The 20,993-nt window shown below is 63.4% G+C and carries 17 protein-coding genes; 9 read left to right on the forward strand and 8 right to left on the reverse strand.

What is annotated here, in order from left to right; all coding sequences use genetic code 11:
* Positions 1-241 precede the first annotated feature (241 nt).
* Positions 242-2,449 (forward strand): anthranilate synthase, encoded by a 2,208-nt coding sequence (locus JET14_RS03140; RefSeq protein ID WP_200336761.1) that lies wholly within the window; start codon positions 242-244, stop codon positions 2,447-2,449.
* Between the two features lie 93 nt (positions 2,450-2,542).
* A complete protein-coding gene (locus JET14_RS03145; RefSeq protein ID WP_200336762.1) occupies positions 2,543-3,463 on the forward strand; it encodes a cation diffusion facilitator family transporter in 921 nt (306 codons plus the stop codon).
* Positions 3,464-3,519: 56 nt separating this feature from the next.
* On the opposite strand, the gene JET14_RS03150 is transcribed toward JET14_RS03145, so the two are convergent.
* Complete coding sequence (locus JET14_RS03150; protein WP_200336763.1) at positions 3,520-4,560, reverse strand: aldo/keto reductase; 1,041 nt, start codon at positions 4,558-4,560, stop codon at positions 3,520-3,522.
* A 253-nt stretch (positions 4,561-4,813) separates the two neighbouring features.
* Here JET14_RS03150 and JET14_RS03155 point away from each other — a divergent pair, with 253 nt between their 5' ends.
* From JET14_RS03155 to leuA, 3 genes are all read left to right on the forward strand, one after another.
* Positions 4,814-5,395 (forward strand): ATP-dependent Clp protease proteolytic subunit, encoded by a 582-nt coding sequence (locus tag JET14_RS03155; protein WP_200336764.1) that lies wholly within the window; start codon positions 4,814-4,816, stop codon positions 5,393-5,395.
* A 105-nt stretch (positions 5,396-5,500) separates the two neighbouring features.
* On the forward strand, positions 5,501-6,691 hold the full coding sequence (locus JET14_RS03160; protein WP_200336765.1) for a benzoate/H(+) symporter BenE family transporter: 1,191 nt from the start codon (positions 5,501-5,503) through the stop codon (positions 6,689-6,691).
* 309 nt (positions 6,692-7,000) lie between these two features.
* Entirely contained in the window at positions 7,001-8,707 is a 1,707-nt protein-coding gene (gene leuA / locus JET14_RS03165; RefSeq protein ID WP_200336766.1) for a 2-isopropylmalate synthase, read from the forward strand.
* A gap of 54 nt (positions 8,708-8,761) precedes the next feature.
* Here leuA and JET14_RS03170 read toward each other — a convergent pair whose 3' ends face one another.
* Positions 8,762-9,370: a hypothetical protein gene (locus JET14_RS03170; protein ID WP_200336767.1), complete on the reverse strand. Its 609-nt coding sequence runs from the start codon at positions 9,368-9,370 to the stop codon at positions 8,762-8,764.
* Between the two features lie 314 nt (positions 9,371-9,684).
* Here JET14_RS03170 and JET14_RS03175 point away from each other — a divergent pair, with 314 nt between their 5' ends.
* The gene (locus tag JET14_RS03175; RefSeq protein ID WP_200336768.1) at positions 9,685-10,347 is read left to right on the forward strand and encodes a CerR family C-terminal domain-containing protein; all 663 of its coding nucleotides are present in this window, start codon (positions 9,685-9,687) and stop codon (positions 10,345-10,347) included.
* On the opposite strand, the gene JET14_RS03180 is transcribed toward JET14_RS03175, so the two are convergent.
* On the reverse strand, positions 10,323-11,252 hold the full coding sequence (locus tag JET14_RS03180; RefSeq protein ID WP_200336769.1) for a metallophosphoesterase family protein: 930 nt from the start codon (positions 11,250-11,252) through the stop codon (positions 10,323-10,325). The two genes, JET14_RS03175 and JET14_RS03180, sit on opposite strands and share 25 nt — an antisense overlap.
* 151 nt (positions 11,253-11,403) lie before the next feature.
* Between JET14_RS03180 and JET14_RS03185 the strand changes: the two genes are divergently transcribed.
* Both JET14_RS03185 and JET14_RS03190 read left to right on the forward strand, forming a co-directional pair.
* Entirely contained in the window at positions 11,404-11,892 is a 489-nt protein-coding gene (locus JET14_RS03185; protein WP_200336770.1) for a carboxymuconolactone decarboxylase family protein, read from the forward strand.
* Positions 11,882-12,376 carry an RrF2 family transcriptional regulator gene (locus JET14_RS03190; RefSeq protein ID WP_200336771.1) on the forward strand — a complete coding sequence of 165 codons (495 nt, stop codon included), beginning with the start codon at positions 11,882-11,884 and terminating at the stop codon, positions 12,374-12,376. Before JET14_RS03185 ends, JET14_RS03190 begins: the two co-directional genes overlap by 11 nt.
* A gap of 21 nt (positions 12,377-12,397) precedes the next feature.
* Here the strand turns inward: JET14_RS03190 and JET14_RS03195 are convergent, their stop codons facing one another.
* A complete protein-coding gene (locus tag JET14_RS03195) occupies positions 12,398-13,366 on the reverse strand; it encodes a glutathione S-transferase family protein (RefSeq protein ID WP_200336772.1) in 969 nt (322 codons plus the stop codon).
* Between the two features lie 272 nt (positions 13,367-13,638).
* On the opposite strand from JET14_RS03195, the gene JET14_RS03200 reads away from it, so the two are divergent.
* Positions 13,639-14,139 (forward strand): GNAT family N-acetyltransferase, encoded by a 501-nt coding sequence (locus JET14_RS03200; RefSeq protein ID WP_200336773.1) that lies wholly within the window; start codon positions 13,639-13,641, stop codon positions 14,137-14,139.
* Positions 14,140-14,149: 10 nt separating this feature from the next.
* Here the strand turns inward: JET14_RS03200 and JET14_RS03205 are convergent, their stop codons facing one another.
* Genes JET14_RS03205 through JET14_RS03220 form a run of 4 tightly spaced genes read right to left on the reverse strand, consistent with a single transcriptional unit; the run spans position 14,150 to position 20,940 of the window.
* Positions 14,150-16,225 (reverse strand): hypothetical protein, encoded by a 2,076-nt coding sequence (locus tag JET14_RS03205; RefSeq protein WP_200336774.1) that lies wholly within the window; start codon positions 16,223-16,225, stop codon positions 14,150-14,152.
* A complete protein-coding gene (locus tag JET14_RS03210; protein ID WP_200336775.1) occupies positions 16,225-19,017 on the reverse strand; it encodes a DUF4159 domain-containing protein in 2,793 nt (930 codons plus the stop codon). The genes JET14_RS03205 and JET14_RS03210 overlap by 1 nt, the downstream gene beginning before the upstream one ends.
* Positions 19,017-19,925: a DUF58 domain-containing protein gene (locus tag JET14_RS03215; RefSeq protein ID WP_200336776.1), complete on the reverse strand. Its 909-nt coding sequence runs from the start codon at positions 19,923-19,925 to the stop codon at positions 19,017-19,019. The genes JET14_RS03210 and JET14_RS03215 overlap by 1 nt, the downstream gene beginning before the upstream one ends.
* 13 nt (positions 19,926-19,938) lie before the next feature.
* Entirely contained in the window at positions 19,939-20,940 is a 1,002-nt protein-coding gene (locus tag JET14_RS03220; RefSeq protein WP_200336777.1) for an AAA family ATPase, read from the reverse strand.
* Between the last annotated feature and the right edge of the window lie 53 nt (positions 20,941-20,993).

Consider the following 20,993-nt stretch of genomic DNA (forward strand, 5'->3'; position numbering starts at 1 on the left):
CTGCTTGCCAGTCAGGCCAAGCTGGGGTAGAAAAAGCCCATGATGATCACGACCATGAACATTGCAAACTGGTGGTGGGCTCGCTAAAGGCGGCCACGATCACGCATGTCCGGATGATCTGACAAAGCCGCCCTCAAACCGAGGCGGCTTTTTTTGTATTGTCGCCGCCTTTGCGGGGTTAACGAAGAAAATTGCGAAACGCGGGATGCCGTTTCGCGACACAAAAGGTGGAGCAGGGACAATGAGCCTTCATGAACGGCCGGATGGCGGGGCGAGCTATGAGACGAAGGGCGGCGTGACGATCACGCGAACCCGCCGTTTCGTGCCCTATGGCGATTCCGTATCGAGCTATATCGACCGGCTGGACGAGCGCCGCGGCGCGGTCTTTTCGTCCAACTACGAATATCCGGGCCGTTATACGCGCTGGGACACCGCCATCATCGATCCGCCGGCCGCCATTTCCTGCAATGGCCGCACCATGTGGATCGAGGCTTTCAACGGACGCGGCGAGGCGCTGCTTTCGCTGATACTGCCGGTCGTCGAGGCGCTGGAACCGGTGACGATCATCGGCCGCGCGTCCCGCCGGATCGACCTTCAGGTGGCGGAACCCGACCGTCAGTTCACCGAGGAAGAGCGCTCCAAGGCCCCGACCGTGTTTACGGTCCTGCGCGCCATCGTCGATCTCTTCCATTCCGACGAGGATGCGAGCCTCGGGCTCTACGGCGCCTTCGGCTACGACCTTGCCTTCCAGTTCGACGCCGTGAAGCTGAAGCTGGAGCGCCCGGCCGACCAGCGCGACATGGTGCTGTTCCTGCCCGACGAGGTGCTGATGGTCGACAACCATGCTGCCAAGGCCTGGATCGATCGTTACGACTTTGCGAAGGACGGGATTACGACGGAGGGCAAGGGCGAGGACATCGCGTCCGATCCGTTCCGACCCTCCAATAGCCTGCCGCCCCGCAGCGACCATCACAAGGGCGAATATGCCGAACTCGTCACCAAGGCGAAGGAAAGCTTCGTGCGCGGCGACCTGTTCGAGGTCGTGCCCGGTCAGCAGTTCATGGAGCGCTGCGCCAGCAAGCCCTCGGCGATCTCCAAGCGGCTGAAGGCGACCAACCCGTCGCCCTATTCCTTCTTCATCAATCTCGGCAACCAGGAATATCTGATCGGCGCGTCGCCGGAAATGTTCGTGCGCGTCACAGGCCGTCGGATCGAGACCTGCCCGATCTCCGGCACGATCAAGCGCGGCGAGGACCCGATTGCGGACAGCCAGCAGATCCTGAAACTGCTTAACTCGCAGAAGGACGAATCCGAACTGACCATGTGTTCCGATGTCGACCGCAACGACAAGAGCCGGGTCTGCGAGCCGGGCTCGGTCAAGGTCATCGGCCGCCGCCAGATCGAAATGTATTCGCGCCTCATTCATACGGTGGACCATATCGAAGGCCGTCTGCGCCCCGACATGGACGCTTTCGATGCGTTTCTCAGCCATGCCTGGGCGGTGACGGTGACCGGCGCGCCGAAACTCTGGGCCATGCGCTTCATCGAAAACCACGAGAAGAGCCCGCGCGCCTGGTATGGCGGCGCCATCGGCATGGTCGGTTTCAACGGCGACATGAATACCGGCCTGACGCTGCGCACGATCCGGGTCAAGAACGGCACGGCGGAAGTGCGCGCCGGCGCCACCCTGCTTTATGATTCCGATCCCCATGAGGAAGAAGCGGAGACCGAATTGAAGGCTTCAGCCATGCTTGCCGCGATCCGCGAGGCGGATGCGGAGAAACTTGCGCCTGCCACGCGGCCGGTGTCGAAGATCGGCGCGGGACTGAAGATCCTGCTCGTCGACCACGAGGACAGCTTCGTTCACACGCTCGCCAATTACTTCCGCCAGACGGGCGCGGAAGTGGCGACCGTGCGCTCGCCGGTGGCGGACGAGACCTTCGACCGGATCGCGCCGGACCTCGTCGTCCTGTCTCCGGGACCGGGCATGCCGAAGGACTTCGACTGCAAGGGGACGATCAAGAAGGCGCGCGGCCGAAACCTGCCGATCTTCGGCGTCTGCCTCGGCCTGCAGGCGCTGGCGGAAGCCTATGGCGGCACGCTCAGGCAACTCGCTGTGCCCATGCATGGCAAGCCGTCGCGTATCCGTATCCTCGAACCGGGACGTCTGTTTGACGGGTTGCCGAAGGAGATCACCGTCGGCCGCTATCACTCGATCTTCGCCGATGCGGTGCAATTGCCGAGCGAATTCGCCATCTCGGCGGAGACCGATGACGGCATCGTCATGGGCATCGAGCATGCGCATGAACCGGTTGCCGCCGTGCAGTTCCATCCCGAATCGATCATGACGCTGGGCGGCGATGCCGGCATGCGGATCATCGAGAACGTAGTGGGCAAGCTGGTCGACCGCTCCGGCGAGGCTTTGGGAGACAAAAAGGCGGCAGGCTGAAGTCTGTCTTGCCATTGTCGCGTTGAGGGGGTAGCAGATCGACAGCGCCGGACGGCTGATCCGGCCTGTCGTTGAGCAAGACGGGAATTTCCGATGACTGGTGGGCAGGCAAAAGGCGGCGGCGCAAGCCGGACGCGGACACTGGCATTCTGGACGATACCGCTCTCTCTTCTCGTGCTCGGGATCAAGCTTCTCGCCTGGCATCTGACCGGTTCCGTGGCGCTGCTGTCCGATGCGCTCGAATCGATCGTCAATGTGGTGGCCGCGATCGCGGCTTTTATCGCCATCGTCTACGCCGCGAAGCCTGCCGATCACGATCACCAGTTCGGCCACCACAAGGCCGAATATATCTCCGCCGTCATCGAAGGCGTGGCGATTGTCGTTGCCGCGCTCCTGATCTTCAAGGAAGCCATCGGCGAACTGTTTGACCCGTCCATGCCGACCGACGTCGGCCTGGGCCTTGGCGTCAACATCTTCGCAAGTCTGATCAACGGCGTCTGGGCCTATGTGCTGATTTCGGCCGGGCGGTCGATGCGCTCGCCGGCGCTTGTGGCCGACGGCAAGCATATCCGCACCGACGTCGTCACCTCGGTCGGCGTCGTCATTGGTCTCGGCATCGCGCTAGCGACCGGCTATCCGATCTTTGACCCGCTGATCGCGCTCGCCGTTGCCGCGCACATTCTCTATGCCGGCTGGCAGCTGATTGCTGAATCGGTCGGCGGGCTTATGGATGCGGCCCTGACGGGCGACGAGGAGGACGCGATCCGCAAGGCGATCTACGACAATGCCGACGGGTCATCCGACGTCCACGACCTGAAGACCCGCCGCGCGGGCTCCGCCGCCTTCATCGATTTCCATCTCGTCGTCAGCGAGGACATGACTGTGGGCGAGGCGCACGACATCTGCGACCGGCTGGAAGGCGCGATCAAGAAGGCGATCCCGGGCTCAACGCTTGCCATCCACGTGGAGCCGGAAGGCGTCAAGCCGCATGGGGTGCGCGTCCGGATCAATTGATCGGCGGCGGAGTGGATGCGGGCGATGCCCGCATCCGGACAGGCCTTTGCCGGCGCCTATTTCGGCACGCGCGGCGGCGAAACGGTTTCGCCGCCGGACTGGCGCTCCAGCATCCAGCCGGGATATTCGCGCGGCAGGGCCGAGACCGCGTCGAGACGTTCCATGTCTGCCGCCGTCAGCTCCACGTCGGTCGCCTCGATATTGTCCTTCAGCTGGTCCGGCCGTTTCGCGCCGACGATGACGCTGGTGACCGCGGGCTGGTAGAGCAGCCACGAGAGCGCGATCTGCGCCACCGAAACGCCCTTGGCTTCGGCAATCTCCCGCATCACGTCGATTGTTGCGAAACCGCGCTCCTTGTCGACCGGTGGAAAATCGAAATTGACGCGGCGGCCCTCGCCGTCCGTCTGGTTGTCGCGGTCATATTTGCCGGAGAGGAACCCGCCGGCAAGCGGCGACCAGACCATCAGCCCGACGCCTTCGGACTTCAGCATCGGCACGATCTCGCGTTCGAGATCGCGGCCGGCAATGGTGTAATAGGCCTGTAGCGACTGGAAGGATGCAAGGCCCTTGCGCTCGGAGATGCCGAGCGCCTTGGCGATCTGCCAGGCCGCCCAGTTGGAGACGCCGACATAGCGCACATGGCCGTGGCGCACGAGCGTGTCGAGCGCCTCGAGCGTTTCCTCAATGGGGGTCGTGTTGTCGAAGCCGTGAAGCTGGTAGAGGTCGATATGGTCGGTCTGCAGCCGGGAAAGGCTGCCCTTCACCTGTTCCATGATGTGGTAGCGCGAGGAGCCGCGGCTGTTCGGCCCTTCGCCCATGCCGCCGAACACCTTGGTGGCGATGACCACCTCGTCGCGCGGTATGCCGAGATTCCTGATCGCCTGGCCGGTGATCTCCTCCGAAAGCCCCTCGGAATAGACATTGGCGGTATCGATGAAGTTGATGCCGGAATCGATCGCCATCTTGACGAGTTCTTCGGAGGCGGCCTGGTCGAGCGCGCCGATTGCCGTCCAAAAGCCCTTGCCGCCGAAGGTCATGGTGCCGAGACAGAGCTCGGATACTTTCAGGCCGGAATTCCCAAGTCGGTTGTAACGCATGGTTCTGCCTTTTCGGATTTAAAATGATTGATGGTCTTCAAGCATCCGGCCTCTGCCGGGCCGTGCAAAAACCAAGGATAGCTGCCGGACCGAGGGGCCGGATCGTGTATTGACCGAACTGACGTGGGGGCTGCCCGGCGGCCTTTCAAGGCGCTCGACCGTTTTGCTGGGCGGCCGGAAAGCGGGGGACATTGTATTGGCGCGATATTCGCATTAAGTCGGGGAACAGAACATTTACCCTTGGAGATGCCGAATGAGCGACGAAGAAGACGACAAGAAGACCGAACTGCCCCTGGGCAAGGAGGCGGAAGCCAATCTGTTCAAGTCGCGGTCGATCTTCATCTACGGCCCGATTACGCAGGAACTCGCCCAGCGCGTCTGCTCGCAACTGGTAGCCATGGCCGCCGTCTCCGATGACGACATCCGCGTCTTCGTGAATTCGCCGGGCGGGCATGTGGAATCGGGCGATTCGATCCACGACATGATCAAGTTCATCAAGCCGAGGGTCATCATGATCGGATCGGGCTGGGTTGCCTCAGCCGGCGCGCTGATCTATGCGGCAGCGCCTGCCGAGCAGCGCATCTGCCTGCCGAACACGCGCTTCCTGCTGCATCAGCCCTCCGGCGGCACGCGCGGTCCGGCGTCCGATATCGAGATCCAGGCCCGCGAGATCATCAAGATGAACGAGCGCCTGATCAAGATCTTCTCCGACGCCACCGGCCAGCCCTCGGAAAAGATCGCCAAGGATATCGATCGCGACTACTGGCTCTCCGCCCAGGAGGCAATCGAATACGGTCTCGTATCGCGGATCGTCACCGCGCAGGACGAGATCTGATTTTCGGCCATTGATTGAGAACCGATAGGCCGGGCGAAGGGCTTGCTTCGCCCGGCTTTTTCGTGCTTGCAGTTCTTCAATCATATGCCGCAGCTCGGAGGGGACATGCTGAGGGAATTTTCGGCGCAGAGCCTGTTCATGGGGCTGCTGGTCGCCTTTGTCGGCTTTGCCAGTTCGTTTTCCGTCGTGCTGCAGGGACTTGAGGGCATCGGCGCGAGCCCGGCGCAATCGGCCTCCGGGCTCATGGCGCTGTCGATCGTGATGGGTATCGCCGGCATCGTTATTTCGGCCATCACGCGCATGCCGGTTTCCATCGCCTGGTCGACGCCGGGGGCGGCGCTCCTGGCAACGGCGGGAACGCTGCCGGGTGGTTTTGCCGAGGCGGTCGGCGCTTTTATCATCGCCAATCTGATGATCATTGCCGCCGGCCTTTTGAAGCCGGTCGGCCGGGCGATTTCCTCCATTCCCGCGCCGCTTGCCAATGCCATGCTGGCCGGCGTGCTGCTTGCGCTCTGCTTCGCGCCGGTCGAGGCGGTGAAGTTCGATCCGCTGCTGGGCCTGCCGATCATCGTCGCTTTCGTCGTTGCCGGCGCCTTCAACCGGCTTCTTGCCGTGCCGGCCGCCCTCGGCGCCTTCGTGCTGGTTCTGGTCTTCGGTGTTGATCTTCCCGCAGGCAGCTGGGGCAATGTCTGGCGCGAGGCGCCGCCGATGCCCGTCTGGGTTACGCCGGTGTTCAGCCTGCAGGCCGCCATCTCCGTGGCGCTTCCGCTGTTCATCGTCACCATGGCCTCGCAGAACATTCCCGGAGTCGCCATCCTTGCCATCAACGAATACCGCCCCTCGGCCGGCCGGATGTTCTCGCTGACCGGCCTGTTCTCGCTTGTTGCCGCCCCCTTTGGCGGGCACGGCGTCAATCTGGCCGCGATCACGGCGGCCATGTGCGCGGGGCCGGACGCCCATGCCGACCCGAAACGACGCTACTGGGCCGCGATCGTCGCCGGCATCGGCTATGTGGTCTTCGGACTGATGAGCGGGCTGGTCGTCGCGCTGGTTTCGCTTGCGCCGCCGATTCTGATCGAGGCGGTTGCGGGCCTTGCCCTGATCGGCGCCTTCGCCGCCGCCGCCCTTGCCGCCTTCAAGCAGCCGGACGCGCGCGAGGCAGCCGCGATCACCTTCCTGGTTGCCGCCTCCGGCGTCGGCTTCTTCGGCATTTCCGGCGCTTTCTGGGGGCTGGCAGCTGGGCTCGCCATCACCGGCATCAAACGTCTGGCGCAGAAAAGGCATGCCGGGGGCTGACGCGTTTTTTGAATTGCAATCGGCGGCTGTTGCCGCTATGGAAATCGTCATGATTACGTTGGACGCATATCGGCAGGGCAGGTTTTCGGGTGGCGCAAGCGCCGCCGCCGCCGTCATGCGCGCGCCAAACTCGCTCCTTCTTCTCGGCCTTAACAGCGGTTGCCGGGTCCTTTGAGGAGCGCCCGGCGGCCGGAAAGCCGCTTGGCACCAAGCGCTCCTTCATTCCCGAACAGTTTATGACAACGAGAATGGCCGAAGCCTGACTGCGCCTCAAAGGCGGCAGAAGGCGGGCCGGATATGAGGACCACAATGGACGCGAAACACTCCACCAATGCCAAGGGCATGCCGCTGGCCGCCACCAAGTACCAGCCCTATCCGCAGATCGATCTTTCCGACCGGCAATGGCCGGGCAAGCGCATCGATAAGGCGCCGATCTGGTGCTCCGTCGATCTGCGCGACGGCAACCAGGCGCTGGTCGATCCCATGGGCCATGACCGCAAGGCGCGCATGTTCCAGCTGCTCTTGGACATGGGCTTCAAGGAAATCGAGATCGGCTTCCCGTCAGCCTCGCAGACGGATTTTGACTTTGCCCGCTGGTGCGTGGAAAACGGCAATGTCGGCAAGGACGTCTCTCTGCAGGTGCTGGTGCAGTGCCGCCCGGAACTGATCACCCGCACCTTCGAGGCGCTGGAAGGCGCTCATCGGCCGATCGTGCATTTCTACAATTCGACAAGTGAACTGCAGCGGCGCGTGGTGTTCGGCAAGGATGTCGCCGGCATCAAGCAGATCGCCGTCGACGCGGCCAAGATGATCACCGACATGGCGGCAAAGGCCGGCGGCGGCTATCGCTTCGAATATTCGCCGGAGAGCTTTACCGGGACGGAGCTGGAAGTGGCGCTTGAGGTCTGCAACGCGGTGATCGCCGAGGTGAAGCCGACGCCGGACAACAAGCTGATCATCAACCTGCCGTCGACCGTCGAAATGTCGATGCCCAACATCTATGCCGACCAGATCGAATGGATGTGCCGCAATCTCGACAATCGCGAAAACCTGCTGATCTCGGTCCATCCGCATAATGACCGCGGCACGGGCATTGCCTCTGCCGAGATGGGCCTGCTCGCCGGCGCCGACCGCGTCGAGGGCACGCTGTTCGGCAATGGCGAGCGCACCGGCAATGTCGATATCGTCACCATGGCGCTCAACATGTTCACGCAAGGGGTTGATCCGGAACTGGATTGTTCCGAGATCGAGCGCATCAAGGACGTCTACGAATATTCCAACCAGATGACGATCCCGGAACGCCACCCCTATGTCGGCGAACTGGTCTATACGGCCTTCTCCGGCTCGCACCAGGATGCGATCAACAAGGGCATGAAGGCGATCCGGGTCGCCAACAAGCCGGTCTGGGAAGTGCCCTACCTGCCGATCGACCCGCAGGACGTGGGCCGCACCTATGAGGCGATCATCCGCATCAATTCTCAATCGGGCAAGGGCGGCATCGCCTATATCATGCAGAGCGACTACGGCATCAACATGCCGCGCGGCCTGCAGGTGGCCTTCCGTGAGTTGATCCAGAAGATCACCGACGAGGAAGGCCGCGAGCTGCCGTCGAAGCGCATCTATGACGTGTTCATGGAGCACTATGTCGACCAGCCGGACGGCCGCATCAAGTTCGTCGATCACCACACCTATCCGCAGGGCGCGGAAAAGGGCGTGCGCGTTGTGACGGCCGAGATCACCGACAATGGCGAGAAAAAGCGGATCGATGCGAAGGGCAACGGCCCGGTCGACGGCTTCGTCAATGCGCTGTCGGCCTATCTCGGTATCAAGCTGACGGTAGAGGACTATTCAGAACACTCGCTCCACCACGGCTCGGACGCAAAGGCGATTGCCTATGTCGAGGTGAAATATGACGGCGGCCGCATGTTCGGCGCCGGGATCAACACCAATATCGTTGCGGCATCGCTGGAGGCGATCGTCTCGGCGGCGAACCAGATCCTCGCCAAGGGCGCGTAGACACATCATGACGGCGCCGGCAGGGTTGGCGCCGTCCGTCCCTCAATTGCAATCTTACAGTTTCAGATAGGCCGATTGTGCGAGCGCCGGCATGTCGGTGTCCGAGGACGGGCCGACGATCGCGACAAGCGCGCGTTCGCCCTGCCACCAGGCGACGGTGAGATTGTCGCGGATGGTCTCCTGGACATCGGTGATCTCGTTGTCGAGCGTTGCCGGGCGCGCGAGGATGAAGACCGAAAGCAGGTCGCCCGCATTGTTGCGATAGAAGAGTTCCACGCCCGGCGTGCGGTCGACGGCGACGATGCGTGCGCCTTCAAAGATCCGCGCGCCCTCCTCGAAGCTCGGAACGCTCACGTCGAGGCCGGTCGTGCGCTGCACGAGGTCGGCAACGGCTGCGGTATCCTGAGGCCCGATATCCGTTATCGGCTGATACTTTCTGCCGAAGATGCGGAAATTGGCGCAGACGTCATCGATCCAGTCGGTCGACTGTTCCAGAGACAGGTCAACCGTTTCCGTCGCGCTCGAGGTATCCCGCGACAGGATCGCGCCGATGGCGATGCCAATGCCGAGAAAGCCGCAACAGGCCAGGGCCGGCAGCCAGCGTTTCACGCGCTTCCGACCGCTGACATCGGCTGATTTGTTGGTTTTGACGGAGATGTCCATCGTTTCCTTGAAAATATGAATGGCGACCGGAACCGGACCTGATGCCCCGTAGCGCGAAGTTCGCGCGATATTGCCCCTTGTAAAGGTCGGAAACAAGGGGCTGCGTTCACTTTGTCGAACCGACGCGGAACCGACTTATTTGCGACTGACTATGGTCGCTCCGCATTCCGGTTTCGCTGAGGAAAAATTACGGCAGAAATGTGGCTCAAGCGGAAAGGGGCCTTGCGGTATGGATCAATCAAGTGAACAATGACGTTGAAGAAGAACGAGAACCGGGCGGCTCGCCGCCCAACCGAGGGCAAATTTAACACGTCATGAGTGATAATCTGCAGGGAGCAGCAGCCACGCGTCAGGCGATCATTTCGACCGCTTTGCGCCTGTTCGCGGAATTTGGTTACAACGCCGTCTCCACACGCAAGATCGCGGAACGATCCGGGGCCAATATTGGCAGCATCGCCTATCATTTCGGCGGCAAGCCCGGGCTTCTGATCGCCTGCGCGCATTATGTGATCGACGCGATTTCGGAGCGGCTCGGAAGCGATGTCCTTCAGCCGGTGCCTGACGACGTCGCGCCCGAGGCCGCCCGCGAGGAGCTCCTGGAGATCGCGCTTCGCATGGTGACGCCGATCTCGGGGCGAAGTGACGCCGAGGCGATCTCCGCTTTCATGATGCGCTATATCACCCAGCGCAGCGAAGCCTTCGACCTGCTTTACGCGCAGGTCACGGCGCCCTTGCACAGACATATCGGGCAGTTGCTCGGCCGCGCGAGCGGGAGAGATCCTGATGCCGAAGAGACCAAGGTGCTCAGCTTCGCGATCATGGGGCAATCGATGTATTTCCGGATCTGTCCGGACGCGGTAAAGAACGCCATGGGCTGGAACGGCCTTGGCGGCGGCGAATGCGCGAAGGTTGCGACAGCGCTGTCTCTGAGCATCAACGGGCTGATCGACGCCTATTCCGCTGCGGCTTCCGCGTAGGAATAGGCAAATGCGCTTTCCGGCTCTATGAGGCCGCTTGCAGCATCGAGCGCATGGCGCTGGCAGTGCATTTCCCACCTGCCGGGCTTCCCCCTGACCGTGATCAGATTGAAGGCAGACGGCGGCTTCTTGCCATCGGTTCCCTGTCCGGCTGCGGCAATGCCGATGACCGGCGTCTTGCCGTGCGGCGTTTCGATGAAATTGACGGTGTTGAGATGGGTGTGCCCGTGCAGCACCAGTTCGCATCCTCCGGTTGACACAGCGGCGCGGAACCGCCTGATGCCGATCAACCGCTTGTGACGCGCGGCCGCCCCGCGCACCGGCGGGTGGTGGATCATCACGATCCTGAACAGGCCTTCCTCGCCGGCCTTCCTGAGCAACTCCGCCGTCGCGCGCGCCTGCTTCTTCTCGAAGTTGCCGATCGCCATGAACGGTGGCGAGGCGATGGCCGAAGAACAGCCGATAATCGCAACGGGCCCGCGCCGGCGCAGGTAGGGAAAGGTGAGGGCCTCCGAGGTGTTGCTGAGCGGCCGGTGTTCATCGCCCTGCATATTGTCGCGCCAGGCCCTGGCGACCTTGGCATAGGCCCCGCCCACATAGGCGTCGTGGTTGCCGGGCACCAGCGAGACGTCCTTTGCCGGCCCGACGCTCTTCAGCCATTCGGCGGCGTTCTCGATCTCCTTGGTGGTGGCAAGGTTGACGAGATCGCCGGTGATTGCAAGGTGATCCGGCGCCTCGTCGGCGATCGCCAGAAGCAGGTTCTCCAGCGTGTTTTTGCCGAGATGCTTGCGCCGGTTGCGGTGCCAGTTCAAGAAACCGGTGATGCGTTTGGAGACCAGCTCTCGCGGCGAGAGCTGCGGCAGCGGCCCAAGGTGGACATCTGAAATATGAGCGAGCTTGAACATGAAGATGTCATAGACGGGCCCGCCCCATGCCGCAAGCAATCTCCGGTACGAACAGCCTCCGTGCACGGCGATCTTGACTCCGCTCATATTAAGGATATTAAATATCCTCAAGGATAAGAAATATCCTTAATATGATGAAAGGATACACGCCATGACTACACCGCCCTATGCCCGGTTCGCGCCTGCTCTTGCCGAGGCCTATATCGCTTTCTCCGAAACACTCGGGACGAACAGCCTTGATGCAAGGCTGAGACATCTCGTCGATATCCGCGTGTCGCAGATCAATGGCTGTGCCTTCTGTCTCGACATGCATCACAAGGAAGCCAAGATTGCCGGCGAAAGGGAGTTGCGTCTCTACCATGTCGCCGTCTTTGCCGAATCGCCGCTGTTCTCCGACACGGAAAAGGCTGCACTCGCCTATGCCGAGGCGCTCACCGGCGCGATAGACAACCAAAGGGTCGTTTCGGCGCGCGAGGCGCTAGCGTCCTATTTCAGTGCCCGGGAGATCGCCGAATTGACCTATGTGATCGTGTCGATTAATGGGTGGAACAGATTGGCGATTGCCTATCAGAGCCGTCCTGGCTCGCTGGACAGGGTTTACGGCCTCGACAGGGCCGGCTTGGAAGCGGATGCAGCTTAGAAATCAGGTCGAATGGGTCCTTCACGCGGCGGCCGTGCTGGCCGGACTTCCGCCAGGACGCTATTTGCCCACCAAGGTGCTTGCGACTTTCCACGGCATTCCGAAGGAATATCTTTCGAAGGCATTGCAGGCGCTCTCCCAGGCCGGGCACGTGGAAAGCTCGCTTGGGCCTGGCGGCGGCTACAGGCTCGCCGCCGCGCCTGAAGACATCTCTTTTCTTGACATTGTCGAAGCGGTCGAAGGCAAGGCGCCCTTGTTTCTGTGCCGCGATATTCGCGCCAACAACCCGTGCCTGCCGGAAGGCTATTGCCCGAAGGACATGTGCCCCGTGGCAAAGGTCATGCTGCGCGCAGACAGGGCCTGGCGGGCCTCGCTTGCCGAAACAAGCCTTGCCGACCTCGCGCCTGAAGTCGTCGAGGGGCTCGGCCCCGAGCTTTACGAGGCGACCCGCCACTGGCTGACGGAGCGAAGCGGCACGGGATAGCCGATCCGCGCTTCGTTCTGCTTATCGACCGTGCGGCGCGTCGAGATCGAGGATCGGTCCTTCAGGCACGATGCCCGTCGGATTGATGTTCTTGTGCGAGCCGTAGTAGTGGCGCTTGATGTGGTCGAAATTGACCGTCTCGGCGATGCCCGGCATCTGGTAGAGCTCGCGCAGATAGCCCTGGAGGTTCGGATAGTCCGCGATCTGCCTCAGATTGCACTTGAAGTGCCCGACATAGACCGGGTCGAAACGCACCAGCGTCGTGAACAGCCGCCAGTCCGCCTCCGTCAGCGTGTCGCCCGCAAGGTAGCGGTTTTCGCCGAGCCGTTCCTCCAGCATGTCGAGCGTTTCGAACAGCTTGGTCACATGCTCGCCATAGGCTTCCTGCGTGGTGGCGAAACCGGATTTGTAGACGCCGTTGTTGACCGTGTCATAAACGGTTGCATTGATGTCATCGATCTCGCCGCGAAGCTCCTTCGGGTAGAAATCGAGACTATTGCCCGTTAGGTGGTCGAAGGCTGAATTGAACATCCGGATGATTTCGGCGGACTCGTTCGAGACAATCGTCCCGCGCTTCTTGTCCCAGACCACCGGAACCGTTACGCGGCCGGTATAGTGCGGGTCGGCCTTGGTGTAGACCTGCCAGAGATAGTCTGCGCCATTGATCGGGTCGTTGGTGCCGCCGTCGCGGTTCCTGAATTCCCATCCGTTTTCCAGCATCAGCGGGTCGACGATCGAAACGTCGATAAAATCCTCTAGTCCCTTGAGCTTGCGGAAGATCAGGGTTCGGTGCGCCCAAGGGCAGGCGAGCGCGACATAGAGGTGGTAGCGGTCCTTTTCGGCCGCAAAACCGCCTTTTCCCTGCGGCCCGGCGCTGCCATCGGCCGTGATCCAGTTCCTGAACTGCGAGCTTTCACGCCTGAAATGACCCTCGGATTTGTCGGTGTCGTACCAGACGTCCTTCCAGACGCCGTCTTCCAGCATGCCCATGGGATGCTCCTTTCATTCCTCTCTCGACCCTTACATACGTTTCGGCTGAAGCATTGCCAGCCCCGAAACGTTTGACACTGTGTCATGGTTCAACGGAAATCGCGCTCTTGAGGTCCATCGGCTGGACGGGGCCGTTTTTTCCTGCTAGTGGCGTTCTGCCCTGAAACTGGAATTTGTCATGCGGATCCTGCGACGACGCTGATTGAAGATCGAAAACCGGAGAACCTCTCCGGCGGCTTTCATTTGCGTAATTCCGACAGGCTCACAAAACCATGACAAGCGAACTGTGCTACCTCCCCGAAGAGGTTTCCCATGACAACGCGATCGAAGAGATCAACGACGAGGCTTTCGGGCCCGGGCGTTTCGCGCGAACGGCAAGCCGAATCCGCGAGCAGGGCCCGCATGATCGCACCCTGTCCTTTGTCTGCCTGGATGGGGACGCAGTGATTGCCTCGGTGCGGCTGACCCCGGTCTGGGCCGGCAATGCTGCCGGCCACATGCTCGGCCCGCTCGCCGTCCGTCCTTCCCACAAGAACCGGGGCATCGGCCGCAAGCTGGTGCGCATTGCCGTCGAAGCCGCCGCAGGGGCTGGCTCCGAGGTGGTGATCCTGATCGGCGATGCGCCCTATTACGGGCCGCTCGGCTTCCGCCCCATCGTGCCGCCGACCCTGCTTTTGCCAGGCCCGGTCGATCCGAAGCGCATCCTTGCCGATCCGCTGGTGGACGGCGTGGAAGCCAGGCTCGTCGGCATGATGCGGTTCCGGACCGATTAGATGTGAGCTTTCAGGATTTTGTCCGCCCCTCGCGCCACCATGTGGCCGAGATCAGCGCCAGAAGGGCGGCAAGCCCGAGCAGGCCGCTGAAGAGCGGCAGCGAGCGGATGCTTTCAAGCCGCGTATCAGACGTGGCCACGATCGGCATGAAGCTGTCATTGCCGGCCCTGAGCGGCCCGGACGTCACCCGGACGGGCGGCATGCCGTCCGCAATCCGCTGCACCAGTCCGCGGGTCTCGCCCGCAAGCGGCGAAAGGCTTTCCGTGGTCGAGATCATTGCCTTGAACTCCGGCGCGTCCGGATCGCCGATATTGACGAGCCGTTGCAGGTCGCCGTTTTCGATCGAAAACAGGCCCATTTCGCTGACGGGTACGTTGCCCCGGAACAGACCGGGCTCGACCTCATCGAGCGGGACGGTCAGCGAACGTCCCGATGGCGTGCTCACGGTCGCCTCGCGCGGGGCGTCGCCCATGGTCTGGCGGGTGATTTCCAACTGCTCGCCATCGGTTGTTGCCGCCAGCGCCTCCTCCTCCAGCGCCGGTTCCTGCATCAGCCAGTGGGCGATGCGCCGGTAGAGCGGCACATAGGGGCCGCCGCCTTCAAAACCGCGCGCCCACAGCCAGCCCTGGTCCGACAGGAACTCGGCAACGCGGCCCTGACCCTCGCGCGAGAGCACCAGAAGCGGCGCGCCGTCTGCCGTCATCACCGTTTCCCCGCGCGCGTCGCCGACGGGGATGGAACGGAACCAGCGGCCCCAGGCCGGAGGCTCCTCGCCGCCCCCCGGCAGGTCCCGGGTGACAGGGTGCATCTCGCCAGTCGGGGAGATGTCCGGATAAAACGCGCCCTCTGACAGCTCGCCCGTCGGGATTGCCGGCAGCACGGCGGAAAGCGGCGTCACGGCGATCGATTCCGGTCCGGCGATCTCCGGGCCGGCGGCCACCAGCAGCGCACCGCCGTTCAGCACATATTGCGCGATATTGTCATAATAGAGCAGCGGCAGGACGCCGCGGTTCTGGTAACGGTCGAAGATGATCAGGTCGAAATCGTCGATCTTGTCGATGAACAATTCCCGCGTCGGGAAGGCGATCAGCGACAATTCGTTGATCGGCGTGCCGTCCTGCTTTTCCGGTGGGCGCAGAATGGTGAAGTGGACGAGATCGACGGACGGATCGGATTTCAACAGGTTCCGCCAGGTCCGCTCGCCCGAATGCGGCGATCCGGAAACGAGCAGCACGCGCAGGTTCTCGCGAATGCCCTCGACGATCTGGACCGCGCGGTTGTTCACTTGCGTCAGTTCGCCGGGCACGGGGTCGACGGATAGTTCGAGAATGTTCTCGCCGCCATTGTCGAGGTCGAAGACATAGCGGGTCGAGATGTCCGGCGCGACCATCATCTGCGCGACGATGGCGCCGTTGAGGCGCGCCGTCACCATCGCCGGGTCCGCGCCGCCCTCTGCCTCGCTCACCGGACCGTCATTGACCACGGTGAATTCCACCGGCAGGCTTTCGCCGACAAGGCCGAAACGCGGCGCCTCGTTGATCTCGATCCGCCGGTCATATTCTTCCGCCGTGCCGGTCACCAGCGCATTGACGGGAATGTCGGCGGGAAGGGCGGAAGCATCCTCCGGAATGTCGTGGATCTGGCCGTCGGTGATGAAGAAGGCGGCGCCCATCCGGCTCGGGGGTACGTCGCGCACGGCATCGGCAAGGGCCTGAAAAGCCAGCGTCTCGGCGCGGCCGTTTTCATTCGCGGTCGCGACCTCGACGATGCGGGGTTCGAGCGTCGGGTCCTCGGCAAGTCGGGCCTGAAGCCGCTCGAGCGCGGCATCGGTCTGGCTGGCGCGGTCTTCGGAAAGCTGGCTCTGGGAGCGGTCGACGACGATCGGCACGATGGTCGAAAGCGGTGAGCGCTCCTCGCGGCTAATGGTCGGGTTGGCGATCGCTGCAAGCAGAAGAAGCCCGGCCGCCGCGCGCAGCGTGGTGCCGCGCATGCGGGTCAGGTAGCCGAGCACCATCAGCGCGAGGATGGCGGCAAGGGCGGCATAGAGCGCCGTCAGCGGCAGGAGGGGGGCGAAAGTCAGGTCCATTACTGCCCCAGCCTTTCGAGAAGTGCTGGAACATGGACCTGGTCGGCCTTGTAATTGCCGGTCAGCATGTACATCACGATGTTGACGCCGGTGCGATAGGCGAACTGGCGCTGAAGCGGGCTTTCCGGAACGGTCGGCAGCATCGGCGTCATATCCGGATTGGTGGCCCAGGCGCCGGCGAAATCATTGCCGGTGATGATGATCGGCGAAACGCCGTCGCCGCCGCTCGTCACCATGTCGGAGCTCGCGCCCGACCGCGCCTCGACCCAGAGCGGTGAACCGTCATACCGGCCGGGGAAATCGGAAAGCAGATAGAAGGAGCGCGTCAGCACATGGCCCTCGGGCACGGGTTCCAGGGGCGGCACGTCGATATTGTCGAGGATCGCCCTGAGCCGCGCCGTGTTGGCGCTGACCGCTTCCTGTCCGAGCGGCGAATACTGGTCGCGCGTATCAAACAGCACCGTGCCGCCATTGCGCATATAGGCTTCGATGCCGGCAATCGCCTCCTGCGACGGCATCGGCGCGGAGGCCGAAATCGGCCAGTAAATCAGGGGATAGAAGGCCAGTTCGTCTTCCGCCGGGTCGATGCCGACCGGATCGCCCGGTTCCAGCGCGGTGCGGTATGAAATATAGTCGGAAAGCCCCTTCAGCCCGCGCTCCGAGATGCGGTCGACGTCATCCTCGCCGGTGACGACATAGGCGAGATGGGTCTCGTAGAGCAGATCGGTGATTTCCGCGTCGCTCATCCGGGCATGGGCATTTCCAGCAGGGCCGGGCGTGAAGGGCAGGGCGGCGGCAAGAGCGGCCACAAGAATGAGGGGCAAGGCGGCACGGCGTGACTTGAGATTCGAGAAAGCGCCGTTCATCGCCAGCATGATGACGCCGTCGGAAATCAGGAGCAGCATGGCGGCCGCCAAGAGCAACGGCTTGAGGCTGAAGGCGCGGGTCTCGCCGATCGGCTGCAGGCGGCTCCTCTCAAGGGCCGCGACATCAAGCGGCGCAAGCGTGTCCTCGGGGCCGAAGAGGTTGACGGCGGTGAAGCCGTCGGCCGAGCCGTAAAGCCCAGGCGGGTTCTCCCGCGTTGCGATTGGTTGTCCCCCGGCATCGGAAAGCGGATTGGCGCCGCTGACATCGGCTGACAGCGTGCCGTTGGCCGCCAGCAGGCGGTAGGGGGGCAGGAGGCGCGAAGAGCCGTTTTCTCCGTCGGCCGCCGCACTCGCTCGGGAAAGATTGACGATCCGACGCAGCATTTCGACGAAATAGCCGGAAATCGGCAGATTCGACCAGTTCGGGTCGGCCGAGGTGTGGAACAGCACCAGTCGTCCGTCGCCAAGCATGTTTTCGGTCACCAATGGCGTGCCGTCTTCAAGGCTCGCCCAGGTGTGATCGGCAAGATCGGGCGCCGGCTCGGCCAGCACCTGGCGGGAGACGGTGATGCCGTCCGGCACGGGCAGGCCGTAGAACGGACTTTCCTGCGGGAAGGGCGCGAGGTTTTGCGGCTCACTCCAGCTCATCGCCCCGCCAAAGGCGCGCGCGCCGGAGCGCAGCCGGACCGGCAGCAGCGGGTCTTCGCCTTCGGATGACGCAAGGCGCGGCCCGGCAAAACGGACCAGCGTGCCGCCGGCCTCTACCCATTGTCGCAGAAGCGCATGGACGTCATCGCCAAGCGTCCCGACATCGCTCAGGATCACCACGGAAGGGTTCTGCTCGATCAGCGCGTCGAGCTGTTCGGGCAGCGTGGCGGCGTCGCTCGAAATCAGGTCGGCATAGGGGGACAGCGCCTGGCGCAGGTAATAGACCGCCGACAGCAGCGGCTGGGCCTCATTGGACGGACTTCCCGAGACAAGCGCGACGCGCCGGCGCTGGAAGCCGTCGTCGAGAAGCTGGACCGCGCCGGCATTGGCCGCGCCGTCGATTGCGATGCGGGCAAAGTCATTGCGCACCTCAAAGGGCGCGCGGATCTCGGCGGTCGCCGCCTTCGTCCCGTCTTCGAAGACCAGCGGGCTGGTCGCGATCACGCGCCCCTGAAGGTCATAGGCATTGACGGAGAGTTCGGCGCGCGGCCCGGCTTCCGCGCGCGCGGCAGTGATCCTGCTTGCCGCAGCGCCATTGTCGACGGCGGTGAGAGCAGCGGGAAGGGCGCGGTTTGCGCGCAACACAAGAAGGTCGTCGGCGCCGGCGCTGTTCAGCACGTCGAAGGCAGCCTGGTCATCCGGTCCCGACAATCCGTCGGCAAGGAAGGCAATGGTGCCGGGCGTCGTTCCGTCCAGAGCCTCGACAAACCCCATAGCTGCAGGCAGCCGGTCGGGGCGGGCGGCCTGCGGTTCGGCGGCGGCAAGCCTCTGGCGCGCCTCGCTTGCCGAGACCGGGTGCGGATCGCCGGCCCGGTCGGCGGTGAAGGCGAGGGCCACGGGCAGGTCCGCGCGGCCCGCCGCCTCGATCAAAGCATCGGCGGCAGCCGTCCGCGCTTCCCAATCTTCGGCGCTTGCCCAGCCATTGTCGATCAGAAGCGCCAGCGGGCCATCAGCGGAAATCTCGGTGCGGTCCGGATTGATCACCGGATTGGCGATGGCGAGGATGACGAACGTGGCCAGAGCCATCCTCAGCAACGTCAGCCACCACGGGCTCTTGGCCGGCGTCTCGTCGCGCTTTGCCAGTCTGAGAAGGATGGCGAGCGGCGGAAACACCTCGCGTCGCGGGCGCGGCGGCGTCAGCTTGAGGAGCCACCAGATCGCCGGCAGAACGACGAGGGCCGCAAGCACGAACGGGCTCAGGAATTCAAAACCGCCCATCAGCGCTGTCCCCCGCTGATGCCGGAAAGGCGCATATGCAGCGCCGTCAACGCTTCGGAGGCAGGCCGGTCCGTATGGTGGGTGAAGAAGCTCCAGCCAGAACGCCGCGCCGTCTGCGAAATCAGGTCGCGGCGGGCGAGATACTGCTCCAGATAGGCCTCCCGCAGGCTCTCGGCGCGGCCGAGCGTCAGTTCCCGTCCGGTTTCCGGATCGGCGAAGGCGGTGCGGCCGTTATAGGGAAAATTTTCCTCAGCCGGGTCTGCGACTTCCACTAGGTGGGCCTTCAGACCGCGTTCGGAAAGCGGCGCTATCCTTGAAAACAGCGCTTCCGGATCATCGAGGAAATCGCCGATGACGATGAGTTCGGAGGGGCCGCGCATCATCTGCGTATCTGGAAGGACCGCAGGGATTTCGGTTGCCGCGGCCAAGTGATGGGCGAGTTTTTCGGCGCCGTTGCGGCTGGCCACCGGCTCCATCAGTCCGGGATAGCCGACACGTTCGCCCGAGCGCAGCAGGGTTTCGGCAATGGCCAGCAGCAGCACGAGGGCGCGGTGTTCCTTGGAAACCGGGGCCGCTTCGGAGCGGAACTGCATGGAGGGCGAAAGGTCGGCGAAGAGCCAGACGGTATGGGCCGCCTCCCATTCCATGTCCCGCACATAGGTGTGGTCGTCGCGCGCCGAGCGCCGCCAGTCGATTCGCATCAGCGATTCGCCGGGCGCATAGGGACGGAACTGCCAGAAATTCTCGCCCGGTCCCCGCCGCCTGCGGCCATGCCAGCCGGCAATCACGGTGTTGGCGATCCGGCGCGCCTCGATCAGGCAGTCGGGCAGCAGGCTTGCGCGCCGCTTGCCTTCGGCAAGGGCCGAATTGCGGGCGGTTGGCGGTGTCGTTTGTCCGATCGGGGCCAAGGGCGGCTGCCTGTCAGTTGAAGTCGCGCTTTGCGATGGTGGCAATGACGTCGGTGACGGTGATGCCTTCGGCACGGGCGGCAAAGGTCAGCGCCATGCGGTGCTGGAGCACCGGCGCGGCCAGCGCCTTCACGTCGTCCACCGAGGGCGCGAGCCGGCCCTGATAAAGTGCGCGGGCGCGCGCCGTCAGCATCAGCGCCTGGCCGGCGCGGGGACCCGGCCCCCAGGCGACATTGCGGTCGGTCTCCTCAAAACCTTCGCCGGGGCGGGCTGCGCGCACCAGGTCAAGAATGGCTTCGAGCACGCTCTCGCTGACCGGCATCTTGCGGATCAGCGACTGGATTTCCATCAGCCGTTCCCCGGTAATGACGGGGCTTGCGGTTTCCTCCACGGCCCCCGTCGTCTCGAGCAGAATGCGCCGTTCCGAGGCGATGTCGGGATAGCCGACATTGACCTGCAGCAGGAAACGGTCGAGCTGGGCTTCTGGCAGGGGATAGGTGCCTTCCTGTTCCAGCGGATTCTGGGTGGCGAGCACATGGAAGGGGCGCGGCAGGTCGTAATGCTGGCCGGCAATGGTGACGGAATATTCCTGCATGGATTGCAAAAGCGCCGACTGGGTGCGCGGCGAGGCGCGGTTGATCTCGTCGGCCATCAGCAATTGCGCGAAGACGGGTCCCTTGATGAAGCGGAAGGAGCGGCGCCCGGTCTCGCTTTCCTCGAGCACTTCGGAGCCGAGAATATCCGACGGCATCAGGTCGGGCGTGAACTGGATGCGGTTGCCGGCCAGGCCGAGAACGGTGCCGAGCGTGGTGACCAGCTTGGTCTTGGCAAGGCCCGGCACGCCGACGAGCAGCGCATGCCCGCCGGAGAGCACGGCCAGGAGCACGCTTTCCACGACATTCTCCTGACCGTAGATGACCTTGGAGACCTCGGCCTTCACCTTCTGGATGTCCTCAAGCGCCTTTTCGGCCTCTGCCACGATCTCCTGAGCCGTATTCGTGTCAGTCGCATCCATGCACATGTCTCCGCGGCCTCGGGCCAGTTCGGGGTTTCCGGGCGGTTGCCGGT

The organism is Martelella lutilitoris (assembly GCF_016598595.1).
Classification (GTDB): Bacteria; Pseudomonadota; Alphaproteobacteria; order Rhizobiales; family Rhizobiaceae; genus Martelella; species Martelella lutilitoris_A.